Genomic DNA, 12,991 nt, shown 5'->3' with positions numbered 1-12,991 from the left:
AGGTTTGGGATTTGCTTCCATGGTAATATCCTTCTCCCTCCTGTTAGGAATGAATATTGGTCTCAGCCAGCGCTCCTTCATCAAGGAAGCCTACAACCTCTCATCTGTCCAAGGCACGCTGATGGTGGTACGTGCAGTTGCCTTGACTGCTTTGGTGGTGCAAGGAACCGGCGTTTTCATTGAGTATTTCATATTCCGTTCGACCTATGCACCACTCGATGCCTTTGGTCACGCACTATTCAATACCATCTCTGCATTCAATAACGCAGGTTTTGACCTCATGGGAAAGTTTCAGAGTCTTACCTCCTATCGCCATAGTGTTGCAATGAACCTTACGACTGCTTTACTGATCATGATCGGAGGTACCGGTTTCTTCGTGATCGCAGATATTGTGAGGAATCGTAATTGGAAAAAACTAAGCATGCATTCCAAGATTGTGGTGACCATGAACAGTATTCTCATTACCGCCGGATTCCTGTTCTATCTCATTGTTGAACATCTGGAGCCACTTGCTGCATTTTTCCAAAGTGTCACTACCAGGACAGCTGGATTCAATACCGTCGATATTGCAGGCTTGAGTCAAGCTGGACTCTTTGTTACCATTGTCTTGATGTTCATTGGAGCAAGCCCTGGATCGACCGGTGGTGGTATCAAGACCTCCACAACCTTCACCTTGTTTCTTAGCCTCGGCTCCTTGATGTTCGGTAGGCAGACAGCTTCCTTTAAGCGTAAGATTGGAGGTGAGAGTATTCTCAAGGCTTTCCAGGTCCTCATGCTTTCCATTCTGCTCATAGGTGGTGGAAGCTTTCTGTTGTTGCTCATTGAAGGTCCAAAGTTCACCTTTCTTGAGGTACTGTTTGAAGTGGTCTCCGCTTTTGCCACCGTTGGACTTTCAATGGGGATTACCACCGAAATCGCTACACTATCGAAGCTCGTATTGGTGGTAGTAATGTTTGCTGGAAGAGTCGGCCCTATCACCATTGCCACCAGTTTTGCGAGGAAAACCTCACAACTGGGCTATGTTGAAGAGCAGGTGTTTATTGGATAGGAGATAATTTGGCATGAAGAAAGAGTATGATCCTGATGCCTATGGGATTATTGGACTGGGAAGGTTCGGCCTGTCCTTGGCCATGGAACTTACCAAGGCAGGGAAACAGGTTATTGTCCTGGAAATTGAGGAAGAGAAGCTGAACGCAGTCAAGGATCAGTTGGAAAATATCTATCCAGTGAAAGCCGTCACTGAAGAAGTGTTGCATGAATCTGGAATCTCACACTGCCGAACTGCAATTGTCTGTATAGGCAAGGATATTGAATCAAATATCCTGGTAACGATGAGCTTGATCGAGTTGGGTATCCCCCGGGTCATTGCCAAGGCAACAAGCATGAATCATGGCAAGGTGCTTGAGCGTATTGGGGCTGAGGCTGTCTTTCCTGAGGTTGAGATGGGTGAACGCTTAGCCCGTTCGTTGGTCTCAACTAAAACACTGGACTTCCTTGAGCTCTGTGACGATTTCTCCATTGCCAATATCTCGCTAACCAGAGCATTTGCCAACCAGAGCGTTGAAGATATCAACCTTCGTAAGCGTTTCCATTTGAATATTATTGTGATCATCCGCCAGAAGAGAGCCATCAGCGAGATCCTTCCGAATTTTGTATTGGAAGAGGAAGATATCTTGGTTGTAGGCGGTACCAATGATGCAATCAGGAAGTTTGAAAAGGCAAATGAAGCCTAGTTGATCGTCTGCTTGCCGGTTGCAAGGTCGTGAGCAAACTCCCAGTACTCCTGGGTGTTCTCCCTCACCTTGGCAAACTCCTCATCACTGAGGGTCCTGATGAGTTTTGCAGGGGTACCGACCAGCAACGAGCGGGGAGGGTAAACCTTGTTCTGGGAAACCAGCGCTCCTGCAGCTACGATGGACTCTTCCCCAATTACTGCCCCATTGAGTACAATTGCTCCCATGCCGATAAGACAGTCATCCCCAATGGTGCAGGCATGGATAATGGCACCATGTCCGACGGTGCATCTTTCTCCCACAGTAAGCGGGAAGCCCTTGTCTACATGTGCAACTACGTTGTCCTGAAGGTTTGATTGCCCACCGATATGGATGGTATTCACATCTGCCCTGAGTGTGGCATGAAACCAGATAGAGACCCCTTCCTCCAATGTGACGTTGCCGATGACATCAGCACTGGGTGCGATGTAACAACCTTCTGCAATGCTCGGTGACTTGCCATTATATGCGTACATCATAGTCGGTTTCCTCCCTGGTTTGACTATAGCCGGAATGCAATGATTTTGTACAGACAGAAATATTTTTGCAAATGACTTGCAAAATCATCATGGGTTTACTATGTTGTAGATACTTGATGGAGGTACTATGCGAACACGTGCATTTATTATACTACTGGCGCTCATCATAACTCCTTTCGTTCTCTTTGCAGGAGGAAATACTGAGCAGGATTCCAAGCCTATTGTCATGGTGAGTATTCTTCCCCATGCATATTTTGTCGACCAGATAGCCGGTGACCTGGTGGAAACTGCTGTACTGGTCGGGGAGGGACAGAATCCACATTCCTATGAACCTTCCCCTTCCCAAATGGCTCAGTTGGCAAAGGCAAGCCTGTGGATTCTCAGTGGAACGGACTTCGAGCATGTCCTTATCGACAAGGTCTCCAGTATTTATCCAGATCTTACAATCATTGATGGGACAGAAGGGATGACCCTCCGAACCTTGGAAGATCATGACCATGAGGATGAGGGAGCGGGAGGAGATGTACCTGCTCATGACTTGAACATTGATCGACATACCTGGCTTGGATGGGAACAGTCGAAGGTGCTGGTAAAGAACATCAGCAATGCATTGACCACCCACCTTGGATTGCCTGAAGCGGAAGTAGAAGAGCGAGCTGGGAAACTCCTCTCCCTGATCGATGGCGAATTTACCTCGTTGGCAACAGAGCTTGCAGGGCTCTCTGGCAGTACCGTCTTCGTCTATCATCCCTCCTTTGGATACTTCCTTGACTCATTCGGCCTTCATCAGGAGGCTATCGAAACAGGAGGGAAGGAACCTACAGCAAAGGACTTGGCCCTCCTGATAGAGCGGGCACAAGATGAGCAGGCCAAGGTGATTTTCGTACAAAAGCAATTTCCCTCCGGCAGTGCAGAGAAAGTCGCCCAGGTGGTTGGTGCACAGGTAGTTCCACTCGATCCCCTTGCCTATGATTGGTTGGGTAATATCCGCTTGATGGGCAACGCCCTTAAGGAAAGCTTATGAGCAGCGCCCCTATTGCACTCTCCTTCAATAATGTTGCGTTCTCTTATCCCCATTTGAAAGTCCTTGAGAATGTCTCCTTCCATTTTCATGTTGGGGAGTTTATCGCCTTGGTTGGCCCAAACGGTGCAGGAAAAAGCACCTTGCTGAAGTTGGTCCTTGGTCTGGAAGCCCCCCAATCTGGGACAATCAGACTGCTTGGGGAGAATCCAAGAAAGAGCCGGGCCCTTGTAGGGTATGTCCCCCAGCACACCAGCTATGATCCCAATTTCCCTATTTCCGTGTTGGAAGTCGTGAGGATGGGGCGTGTTGATGCATCAAAGCGGGGAGAGAAAGCTGAGCAGACGGAGAAAGCGTTGCAAGCGCTCAAGCAGGTAGAGCTTGAGCACCTTGCCAAGCGGCCCTACAATGCCCTGAGCGGGGGCCAGAGGCGACGAGTGTTGGTTGCCCGTGCCCTTGCAGCTGAACCCACCATGCTGATTCTTGATGAGCCGGCTGCCAATCTGGACAAGGAGAGCGAACAACGGCTCTATGCAACCCTTGGGAAACTCAAGGGTTCGACAACCATCCTGATCGTTACCCATGATATGAGAGAGGTCTCCCCCTTGATCGACCGGGTGTTCTGTATCGATGCCCATAGGGATGGAAAGATGGGTCGTACTGTCGTCCAGCATGTACTTGAGGAAGAAGCAGAAGGCACAAGGAAACGGGTACGACACGATGTAGAGATCCCAGGAGACTCCTGCCATTTCCCAAGGGAGGATGTATGAACGATCTTCTAGGATTCTTTTCTGCACTATTCAACCCCGATTTTCCCTTTGTGAGGAATGCATTCCTTGCAGGATTGCTCTCCTCTGTCCTCTTCGGGGTACTGGGCTCGGTAGTTACCGTGAAACGGATAGCCGGCCTTGCCGGAGCCATCAGCCATGCGGTGCTTGGGGGCATCGGTATTGCTCTCTATCTCTCAGCCACCGGCTTGGTTCCCAATCTGAGCCCCATGGTAGGAGCCATGATCTTTGCGCTCCTCTCAGCAGTTATCATTGGGACAGTCTCCCTTCGTTCCAAGCAGCGTGAGGATACGGTCATACAAGCAATCTGGGCAATCGGGATGAGTATTGGTGTGCTGTTCATGGCAAAGACCCCCGGATACACCGATCCATCAAGCTACCTTTTTGGTAATATCCTGCTCATTGCTCCCTCTGACCTGATTCTGCTTGCTATTCTTGATGTGGTGGTCATTGTACTCGCATGGAGATTCTATCCACAGATTGAGGCAACCGCCTTTGACGAGGAGTTCGCCCAGGTGAGAGGAATCCCGACCCATGTGGTATTTCTCGCCATCCTCTCGATAACGGCTGTAGCCGTAGTGCTGCTGCAGACATTTGTGGGTATCGTGATGGTCATTGCAATGCTTACACTCCCCGCGGGAACCGCAGGGTACAAGGCCAAGAACCTTGCTTCCATGATGGCCTTAGCCACGCTCTTCTCTTTCCTGTTCTCCTTTGCAGGGCTTGTTGTGGGCTGGGGCTTCGATATTCCTGTGGGAGCTACCGTCGTCGTTATTGCTGGGGCGTTCTATCTGGGACGTTCGGCTGGTGACCTGCTGAAAAAATGGAGGAAACACCATGACTAAGGCAAGAAAAGCCCTGCTGGAGCTACTCAAAGAGAGCAAGGAACCTGTCAGCGCATCGATGCTGAGCGGAGACCACTCACTTCCGTTTGACCAGGCAACCATCTATCGTAACCTGCACTATCTTGAGGAGCAAGGTTTTGCTGAATCGTTCATCCTTCACTGCACTGAGCACGGTACCGAACGCTACTATAGCTATCGCAACCGCAGTGAAGGAGTCCACCACCACTGGTTCCACTGTGAGAAGTGTCATACATTCATCGACCTGGGGGGGTGTGTCTACCAAGAACAGATGAAAGATTGGGAAAAGCAGTATGGATTCACCATCAGCGACCACACGTTTTTTCTCACCGGTATCTGTGCTTCTTGCAAGTCATGATCACTTCTTGAGAAGGGAGAAGAGCTGGAGTCGGTTGTTCACGCCCATCTTTGCATAGATGTTCTTGATGTGGGTCTTAACGGTATTGGGTGAGATATAGAGTTGCTTTGCAATCTCCTGATTACTGCATCCTGTTGCAAGCAGTCGTAATACCTCTTCTTCCCTGAGTGAGAGCCCGTACTCCTTGCCTCCCTCTGCATCCACGTGGTCGTTCTGTTCCCAGGTCAGGAAATATCTACGGCTGATGAAATAGTAGAGATAGACCGAGAGTGTCGAGAAACTGAGATAGACAAGCTTGAACGGAAGGTTCCTGAAAAACAGCAGATCCAGGGGAAATAGGAAGAAAAGAGGAAGAAAGGTGTAGATAATTCCTTTCAGCAGGCGTTCTTCTTCCCAAGTAGCGGCCTTCTTGACGAAGATTACACTCAGGACTGCGTGGATTACCAAGAACATGCTACCTGCGAAGAAGTGGTAGGCTATGGTGTCGCTGAGGGCTTTTTGCCAGTCTCCCTTGCTCTTGGCGATGATGACCCAGAGGCTGATCAGGAAAAAAAACAGGATCAAGAATGTAAGGATACGGTTTCCCAGGTGTTTCTGGCCTTCCTGTGCCGGCAAGAGCTGAATCAGGTATCTGCTCATCATAAGCAACAATGTGGTAGTGAGCAGGACAGAGAAGATGGTTGCTCCCAGTGCAAATACCTGGAAAGCATCAGCGTCCAGGTTTCCCACCGGAAGTGTTCTGGTCAGGTAGGTGACCAAGAGAGAGACACACATTTGCAGTGAAAGAGGAACAAGGACAGTAAGGAAGGAACCGATATATGCATCACGCACACGGTAGAAGAGCAAGATACAGAGACAAGTAATGGAAACCACCAAAGCGGTGGTAAGGAAGAGCAGGATATCGGATAGGATTACCATTGGTTCCCCCCCCTGGAAGAATCCTATCACATACCTCTGCTCAGAACCATGCTTTCAGCCCTATCTGAAGAGAATCGTTTGCATCCCAGGTGTGGTATATACTCGCTTTCGGCTTTATTGAACCATACCAGGTAGTCTTGAGGAAGCAAGAGAGATTGTCCCCCAGGGCATAGGTGGCGGAGGCAAGCAAGAGGTATCCGGTGCTTTCTGCTTGGTAGGTCCCAGCAACCCTGCAAGTAAGTTTTTCCCGCAAGAGTGTGCCCTCTGCAGCTACTATGAGCGTATTGGCATAGGTCTTCCCATCGTAGGAGGAGAGAACATCTACATCCATTGGGGAGGAGGGGAAGTGCAGTACATAGTGTCCCTGGTAGGCAACTGCCAGAAATGTGCCACTTGTGCTATGGGTATAGGAGAGTTCTGCTAAGTATGCCCATTTGCTATTGTATAATCCTGGGTCACTTCCATCGGTATCCTCACTGAGGAAGAATCCCCCCTCCAGAGCAAGTGTAAAGGGCCCAAACAAGCTACTCGATTCCAACCCGATAAGTTGGTAGCGGGTATGGATGGTATCGGCCACAGTGATGGCAAACGTCGAGGGGTCGAAGGTGATGTTGGTGTAACCACTTTGTGGCCAGTACCCATTGAAATAGAGAAGGCCAAGGTCGATGGCACTTGATTGTATTCGGTAGCGTGCCCCCCCTCCAAATTTTTCAAGGCTCCCGGTCTCTTCTTCATGCAACGTCACTGACGCAAACTGTGCCGGCATAAGTGACCAACGTCCATTGTTTTCCAAGCTGGTAGGGAGAAATCCTGGTTTCAGGACGATATCCAGGGAGCTTCGATCCCAGTAGGTAGTCAGGGAGAGCATCAGTTCCCTCTGTTTCATTGCTTCCAGGTCATCAATGATACCTTGACCAAGGTCCTGGGCATTAAACACATCCACGACATGGGAGAGCGATGCACTTCCCCAAGGATGGGTCATCCAGCCTGCAGCAAGTGTCTGATTGCCCCAGTAGAGGCTGATTGAGAGGTGTTCCGCTGAAAGGGTGTTTGTCATTGCATCAAATTGTACGGTGGATATTGCTCTAAACGCCTCATCTTCATAATCGACAGAGAGTCCGAGCAGTACCCCGGGGACCACGGATTTGTCGCGATAGACATTCAAGGATGTCTCCTGTTGCAGGTAGAAGGTTCTCTTGGGTTCCTCTCCCTCTGCAAATATATCAAATGCAAACAAACGTGCTGTGGTAGTCAACAACAGGATGGTAATAGCAAGGGTTCGTTTCATCAGAGCCTCCCTGTTTCCAGGAATCTGGTCGTAAAGTATCCCTCTGGAAGAGGAATGTCGTAACGTGCTTGAAGAATCTCCAAGCGTGTGGAGTGTGAACTGGAGTGGGTTCTCATGACCATCGTCGTACTGACCGGACGACCAGAGAGCGTGTCAATTGCTTCTGTGGTCAATGTTTTCACAATCGTGCTCCTGTCAGGCTCATAGAACTGAACCTCCAGGGGGAGATAGGTTTCCTTGTCAACAACGGTGATGGTTTTCCCATACGCTTTCATCTCATGGGGAATCGATTCAATGGTAAAGGTGTTACTGTCCTCAGAGATGAGATGATGATCTGCTTGGCCGATATCATAGGTGGTTGAGACCATATCGCTATAGGAGAAATCACTGCCCATGAATGAGCCAGCTTCCTCAGCGCCCGCTATTTTCCTGATCCGCTTGAGGGAGGGGATGTATATCCACTGTTCAGTATTTCCATCTGTCCCTTCAATGGAGAGAAAACGGGTATTACGTACACTCTCTGGGGAGAGAAATACAGTCAGCGTGGAGGTTCTTCCCTCTTTTGTTGCGCTGAGTGTTTGCACCCGTCTCTCTCTGGCAATTCCCGCGTTATCGATCAAGGTGAGCCTGATATCGAGTGCCGAAGTTGTTGAGCTTTGTCTTTCAAGTACCTGTTCCATGATCTGGCCAGCAGTCGGTGAACTGAAGACCAGGTAAGAACATCCAAGGCAGAGTAGAGAGAACAGTGTAATGAATCGTTTCATGCTTTCCTCCTGGAAGTGTTGAATAGGTTGGGGAGATGGACCTGGAGTGCCACCAAGAGCAAGAGTGCAGCAGCACTTGCTGCAATCATGGCGATACAGAAGAGCAGGCCAAGGTTAGCAATCGGGAGGAAACGACTGAAGAGTAGACCGCTGAATCCAACTGCAACCGATGCAGCATTTGCCAAGATTGCTTTGCCGGTGGTCATCATGATCTCTTCAGGTGAGTGCTTGTTGCGCATGAACGCTGAGAGCAAGTGGATTGCATAATCCACCCCGATACCAATTGCCAATGCTGCAATAAGGCTGGTCACGATATCCAGTTTGATGGAGAAAAGCACCATAGCCAGAAACACTGAGGAGAGTGCAAAGAGACAGGGAAGGAGGGCAAGCGTGGCAAGTTTTGCAGAGCGGAGTATGATAAGTACCAGTAGCCAGACAGCAATGAGTGAGCTGAAGAGACTGATGACCTGGCTTTTGGTGACCAGGTCAGTCAAAGCAAGGCTTACTGCCTCTCCTCCTCCGATCTCCACGTTCCATGTTGAGGGGAAAAGGGTGGGAATCATGGTGGTGATCAAGCGGAGTGTTTCCGTATGTGACTCCTTGAGCAGGATGGTGAAAAGCGTTGAATCAGGTTCCAGTGGATCATCGATGAAACTATCCAGGGATGAGCTGTACAACAAGAGATACTGGGCGATAAGATGGCTCAGTTCCTCCTCTGAGGAAAGGCCGTACTTTGCTGGGTCACTGGGAATCTCATAGGATCCATTGCCACCTCTTTCAAGCTGCTTGGTTGCTGTAGGGTTGGTAGTAGATTCTTCGCTGGAGAGTGGACCGGAGAAAAAGTCAAATACCGGTTCATCCTGTACTGTTTGCACTATCGCTTCCTCAGCAGGTCCAAGCAACTGATTCATGCGTTTAATAAAAGGTAGGATGGACTGAACACCACCAACCGCGGGTTCCTCTTCGATAGTCTCTATGGCGTGTTCAATCGTTCTCAGGACCTTCGGGCTGAGGGTAGCCGTGCCTTCAGGGGGAGTGATCATCACTGAGAGGGAGAAGGACCCTTGCATTGCCTGGTTGTAACGGTTGTTCATTTTCACGAGGGTGGAGGATGGCCTGAAGAATGCAAGCATGTTTGTACCCTCCTGCAATGACAGGTAGGAGAGAGGAAGGACAACGATGATCATAAGCAGGAAGAAGGTAATGGTCAGCTTGCCCCACTTGTTGGATACTCTCATTGCAAATCGTACAAGGAATACGCTATGAGGTTTGCCGGCCTTCTGTGGTCTTGGAACCCTCGCATGATATACGACCCTGATGAGTGCAGGGAGCAGGATCAGTGAACTACCTGCACAGGCAACCACTCCAATGAAACTGAGCAAACCGAAAGTCCTGAAAGGCACAAGGGGGCTGGAAAGTTGGGCAAGGAAGGCAAACGCTGTCGTTGCAGCGGCCCCAATGATCGGGTAGGTATTGGTGTGCACTACGTCCTGCAGGGTTTCCTCAATATTTCTTCCATCATATTCTTGGTAGAAATGGCTGAATATATGCACAGTATAGGCACTCCCTACGATGAGCAGGAGAATCGGGACAAGCATGGTTGCCATGGTAACCGTGATTCCCGTCCATGCCATGATCCCCAGGGTCAAGGAGCTGCTGAATACAAGGGGAACCAGAGAGAGCAGTACAGCAGATATCCTACGGAGGAAAAGATAGAGCACGAGGATGATCAACAGAGCCACGATCGGGGCAAGCATTGCCAGGTCACGGAGCAAGCTCCTTTCAATCTCATCGGTAACTGCGGGTAGCCCAAGAAGAGAGAACTCAAGTCCTTCCAGGGGGAGCAACAGCTCCTTGAGGCTGGAGAGCAGGATCCCTGCGTTGTATTCTCGTGTGGTTTGGATCAGGATGGAGAGAACCTGATGGTCTTCAGAGATGAACGTTCCTTCATAGAAAGATGGCCAGGATGCGATACGTTCCTCTATCCGTCCTATATCCCCATCATAGAGAGGGACAACCGCGACTCCCTCGGATGATGGTTCCAGATGTTTGAGATTTGCCAGGCTTGAAGCTTGCTTGACGCCATCCAGTGCCTCTATCTGTTTTGTCAGTGAAGTAAGCTGTTCAAGGTACTCTTCATTCAGAATTGATTGAGGGGCATACAGACTTACCACAACCGAGTCAAGGGAGCCAAATCGTTCTTCAATCTTCTCATTGGTTGCTACCACCGGATGTGATTGTGGGATGAATGCATCGGTTGAGCTGTCAATATGGAGTCTTCCTATACTGCTGATGCAGATAAGGTTGAAAAGAAGTGAAACAACAATAATGATCCAGCTACGAACAATTTGCCTGTTCATACTTTCATGCTAGAGCTTGGATATGGGAAAACAATCGCCTGGAGAGAGTATTCTCTTCACCTTCTATGGTGATTCTCTTCTCACCCAAGTGGGACCAATGCTTTACAAATCACGGTAGTTCACCTCATGATACGAATAGGAGGCAGGGATATGACCTACACCAAGATTGTTGCCACACTGGGCCCGGCGAGCGGGACATATGAGATGGTCAAAGCCATTTTGGAAGCAGGATGCCGTGTGATTAGGCTGAATTTCAGCCATGGTTCGCATGAAGAACAGCAGAAGCGGTTTGACTATGCCAGACAGGCAAGCAAGGAGTTGGGGATTCCCGTAACAGTCTTCATGGACCTGCAAGGGCCCAAGATTCGTCTTGGACAGTTGCAGGAAGAGATGTATGTGCTGCAAAAGGGTGAGAAAATCACCCTGACCACTGAGCCTTGCATGGGTACCAGGGAGCGTATCAGTATCGACTATCCATTCCTGCATGAAGAGATCAAGATAGGGCAACGGATATTGATCAATGACGGATTGGTTTCCCTTATCGTGGAAAGCATTGAAGGGAAAGACATTCATTGCTCCTTGTTGGAAGAGGGAGTGCTTCTCCCGCGTAAAGGGGTAAACCTTCCAGAGGTTCCCTTGCGTCATCTGAGTTCATTCACGGAGAAAGACAAGAGAGATTTGGATTTTGCCTTCAGGAATAAGCTTGATTACGTGGCGCTCTCTTTCGTTCGCAGCGGAAAAGATGTTAAGGCCTTGAAAGAGTATATGATGGCCTCTTACGGCAGAACCATCCCCATTATCAGCAAGATTGAGAAGCCTGAGGCAGTTACCAACCTCCAGGAGATCATGATAGAGTCAAGTGTGATTATGATCGCCCGGGGAGACCTGGGAGTGGAGGCCCCGGCTGAGGAGGTCCCCCTGATCCAGAAGGCTATCATCAGGTCCTGTATCGATCGTGGGCTTCCTGTCATTACCGCAACACAGATGCTGGAGTCAATGATGCACAATCCAAAACCCACCAGGGCTGAAACCAATGATGTAGCGAATGCAGTATTGGATGGCACAAGTGCCGTAATGCTCAGTGGAGAAACCGCTGCGGGGGAATATCCCTTGCAGGCAGTGACCACGATGAGTCGGATTGCAAGTCTTGCTGAGCGGAGTGATGTATTCCAGAAACAGGTCTTCAACCAAATCAGCATGTTGGATCCAGCGCGAAAGATTACCACCACGGAGGCTGTGGGACTTGCCACCCGTGAGCTTTCCCTCTCTGTAGGGGCGGCATTCATTGCATGCTTCACCCAAACTGGCTCTACAGCACGCTTGATAGCAAAATTCCGTCCCTCGGTCCCTATTATTGCCTTCTCTCCTTTACCGGAGGTGGTGACCTACCTTTCCTTGAGCTGGGGGGTTACCCCGATTCTCATCGACCAGCTTGCAAGTGTGGATGAGTTGCTGGCATACGCACCAGAGTATCTGATGAAACAGGGAATGGTGAAGCAGGGGGATACCGTGGTAATCACTGCCGGGGTTCCTGTAGGCAGTAGTGGGAAGACCAATATGATCAAGGTAGTGGAGATCGAATAAAGAAAAAGGAAGGCCGGTGCAGAAAGCTCTGGCCTTCCTTCAGGATCACTGTGGCCTGAATGAGATTGTGGCACCGATACTTAACGCTCTACCCTTATGGTCGAACAGATCAAGCGCCCGTATATCGAGTCCGAAGTAGGTGTCGGTAAGGAATTCAATGGGGAGTAATCGTAGTGCAACGTTGACCAACCCTCTATCCCCAGCATTCCCTGCAGACGGGGTGGTGCTGTAACTGACGTTGCCGAAGTCCAGGAGGAAATCCACTTTCTCCTTGAATACCGCGGGAAAGAATGGCGTTTGGAAACCGAGGGCGAAGTCAATATTGCTGTCCAGGGATTTCTTGAAGGTATAGCCAAGGCGAAGTGTTGTCTTTGAGGGGAAATCCATGATTGAACTCTCGAATGTGGAGGCTGCATAGAGTTGGGCAGAAAAATCATTCGTCTCTGACACCCCACTCACTTGGGCAAGAACTCCTGCAGCAAAACTCGTGGTTTCTCGTTTGGCAAATCTCCATTTCCCATTGAGCAGGATGTCTATGTCATTCCCGATATCAACGGCAAAACTGGTCTCAACAGCGTCTGAAAACGACAAGAGAATTGAGGGTATGTGGATAACCCTGTCACTTGTGATGGTAGCTGAATATGCCGTACTGACTGAGCTCTTTGCCTTGCTGGGAGCAACATCAGCACTTGGTACTACAATATAACCCGAACTTCCGCCCAAGGTCGTACTGCCAAATATCGGCACAAGACACAAAATAAGCAGGGAGAGAAGCAGTGCTCTTTTCATAAAGGTC

Annotated in this window: 13 protein-coding genes; 7 read left to right on the top strand and 6 right to left on the bottom strand. The window is 49.6% G+C overall.

All coding sequences use genetic code 11. The annotated features are described in order from the left end of the window. Both AB7S66_RS03340 and AB7S66_RS03335 read left to right on the top strand, forming a co-directional pair. Positions 1-1,048: TrkH family potassium uptake protein (locus AB7S66_RS03340; protein WP_428518014.1), on the top strand; the 1,048-nt coding region annotated here is incomplete at its 5' end. A gap of 13 nt (positions 1,049-1,061) precedes the next feature. Further along, positions 1,062-1,733: a potassium channel family protein gene (locus tag AB7S66_RS03335; RefSeq protein ID WP_428518012.1), complete on the top strand. Its 672-nt coding sequence runs from the start codon at positions 1,062-1,064 to the stop codon at positions 1,731-1,733. Here AB7S66_RS03335 and AB7S66_RS03330 read toward each other — a convergent pair. Beyond that, the gene (locus tag AB7S66_RS03330) at positions 1,730-2,251 is read right to left on the bottom strand and encodes a gamma carbonic anhydrase family protein (RefSeq protein WP_428518010.1); all 522 of its coding nucleotides are present in this window, start codon (positions 2,249-2,251) and stop codon (positions 1,730-1,732) included. The genes AB7S66_RS03335 and AB7S66_RS03330 overlap by 4 nt on opposite strands. 127 nt (positions 2,252-2,378) lie before the next feature. On the opposite strand from AB7S66_RS03330, the gene AB7S66_RS03325 reads away from it, so the two are divergent. The 4 genes from AB7S66_RS03325 to AB7S66_RS03310 are packed head-to-tail and all read left to right on the top strand — an operon-like array spanning position 2,379 to position 5,281. Further along, positions 2,379-3,275, top strand: a complete 897-nt coding sequence (locus AB7S66_RS03325) for a metal ABC transporter solute-binding protein, Zn/Mn family (protein ID WP_428518009.1) — start codon at positions 2,379-2,381, stop codon at positions 3,273-3,275. After that, positions 3,272-4,042 carry a metal ABC transporter ATP-binding protein gene (locus AB7S66_RS03320; protein WP_428518007.1) on the top strand — a complete coding sequence of 257 codons (771 nt, stop codon included), beginning with the start codon at positions 3,272-3,274 and terminating at the stop codon, positions 4,040-4,042. Before AB7S66_RS03325 ends, AB7S66_RS03320 begins: the two co-directional genes overlap by 4 nt. After that, positions 4,039-4,905: a metal ABC transporter permease gene (locus AB7S66_RS03315; RefSeq protein ID WP_428518006.1), complete on the top strand. Its 867-nt coding sequence runs from the start codon at positions 4,039-4,041 to the stop codon at positions 4,903-4,905. Before AB7S66_RS03320 ends, AB7S66_RS03315 begins: the two co-directional genes overlap by 4 nt. Beyond that, positions 4,898-5,281 (top strand): Fur family transcriptional regulator, encoded by a 384-nt coding sequence (locus AB7S66_RS03310; protein ID WP_428518004.1) that lies wholly within the window; start codon positions 4,898-4,900, stop codon positions 5,279-5,281. Before AB7S66_RS03315 ends, AB7S66_RS03310 begins: the two co-directional genes overlap by 8 nt. Here the strand turns inward: AB7S66_RS03310 and AB7S66_RS03305 are convergent, their stop codons facing one another. Genes AB7S66_RS03305 through AB7S66_RS03290 form a run of 4 tightly spaced genes read right to left on the bottom strand, consistent with a single transcriptional unit; the run spans position 5,282 to position 10,611 of the window. After that, on the bottom strand, positions 5,282-6,199 hold the full coding sequence (locus AB7S66_RS03305) for a helix-turn-helix domain-containing protein (protein ID WP_428518002.1): 918 nt from the start codon (positions 6,197-6,199) through the stop codon (positions 5,282-5,284). A gap of 40 nt (positions 6,200-6,239) precedes the next feature. Further along, positions 6,240-7,487, bottom strand: a complete 1,248-nt coding sequence (locus AB7S66_RS03300) for a hypothetical protein (RefSeq protein ID WP_428518000.1) — start codon at positions 7,485-7,487, stop codon at positions 6,240-6,242. After that, positions 7,487-8,251, bottom strand: coding sequence for an outer membrane lipoprotein-sorting protein (locus AB7S66_RS03295; RefSeq protein WP_428517999.1), 765 nt, complete (start codon positions 8,249-8,251; stop codon positions 7,487-7,489). Before AB7S66_RS03295 ends, AB7S66_RS03300 begins: the two co-directional genes overlap by 1 nt. Then, positions 8,248-10,611 (bottom strand): efflux RND transporter permease subunit, encoded by a 2,364-nt coding sequence (locus AB7S66_RS03290; RefSeq protein WP_428517997.1) that lies wholly within the window; start codon positions 10,609-10,611, stop codon positions 8,248-8,250. The genes AB7S66_RS03295 and AB7S66_RS03290 overlap by 4 nt, the downstream gene beginning before the upstream one ends. 150 nt (positions 10,612-10,761) lie before the next feature. On the opposite strand from AB7S66_RS03290, the gene pyk reads away from it, so the two are divergent. Further along, complete coding sequence (pyk, locus tag AB7S66_RS03285; RefSeq protein ID WP_428517995.1) at positions 10,762-12,195, top strand: pyruvate kinase; 1,434 nt, start codon at positions 10,762-10,764, stop codon at positions 12,193-12,195. A 45-nt stretch (positions 12,196-12,240) separates the two neighbouring features. Here pyk and AB7S66_RS03280 read toward each other — a convergent pair whose 3' ends face one another. Beyond that, positions 12,241-12,984: a hypothetical protein gene (locus AB7S66_RS03280; protein ID WP_428517994.1), complete on the bottom strand. Its 744-nt coding sequence runs from the start codon at positions 12,982-12,984 to the stop codon at positions 12,241-12,243. Positions 12,985-12,991 lie beyond the last annotated feature (7 nt).

Source organism: Sphaerochaeta sp. (assembly GCF_050178175.1).
Classification (GTDB): Bacteria; Spirochaetota; Spirochaetia; order Sphaerochaetales; family Sphaerochaetaceae; genus Sphaerochaeta.
This window is presented reverse-complemented; position numbering and strand designations above follow the sequence as displayed.

Coding starts and splice junctions, on each gene's coding strand:
- AB7S66_RS03335 (WP_428518012.1), top strand. CDS start 1,062: ATGAAGAAAGAGTATGATCCTGATGCCTATGGGATTATTGGACTGGGA.
- AB7S66_RS03330 (WP_428518010.1), bottom strand. CDS start 2,251: ATGATGTACGCATATAATGGCAAGTCACCGAGCATTGCAGAAGGTTGT.
- AB7S66_RS03325 (WP_428518009.1), top strand. CDS start 2,379: ATGCGAACACGTGCATTTATTATACTACTGGCGCTCATCATAACTCCT.
- AB7S66_RS03320 (WP_428518007.1), top strand. CDS start 3,272: ATGAGCAGCGCCCCTATTGCACTCTCCTTCAATAATGTTGCGTTCTCT.
- AB7S66_RS03315 (WP_428518006.1), top strand. CDS start 4,039: ATGAACGATCTTCTAGGATTCTTTTCTGCACTATTCAACCCCGATTTT.
- AB7S66_RS03310 (WP_428518004.1), top strand. CDS start 4,898: ATGACTAAGGCAAGAAAAGCCCTGCTGGAGCTACTCAAAGAGAGCAAG.
- AB7S66_RS03305 (WP_428518002.1), bottom strand. CDS start 6,199: ATGGTAATCCTATCCGATATCCTGCTCTTCCTTACCACCGCTTTGGTG.
- AB7S66_RS03300 (WP_428518000.1), bottom strand. CDS start 7,487: ATGAAACGAACCCTTGCTATTACCATCCTGTTGTTGACTACCACAGCA.
- AB7S66_RS03295 (WP_428517999.1), bottom strand. CDS start 8,251: ATGAAACGATTCATTACACTGTTCTCTCTACTCTGCCTTGGATGTTCT.
- AB7S66_RS03290 (WP_428517997.1), bottom strand. CDS start 10,611: ATGAACAGGCAAATTGTTCGTAGCTGGATCATTATTGTTGTTTCACTT.
- pyk (WP_428517995.1), top strand. CDS start 10,762: ATGACCTACACCAAGATTGTTGCCACACTGGGCCCGGCGAGCGGGACA.
- AB7S66_RS03280 (WP_428517994.1), bottom strand. CDS start 12,984: ATGAAAAGAGCACTGCTTCTCTCCCTGCTTATTTTGTGTCTTGTGCCG.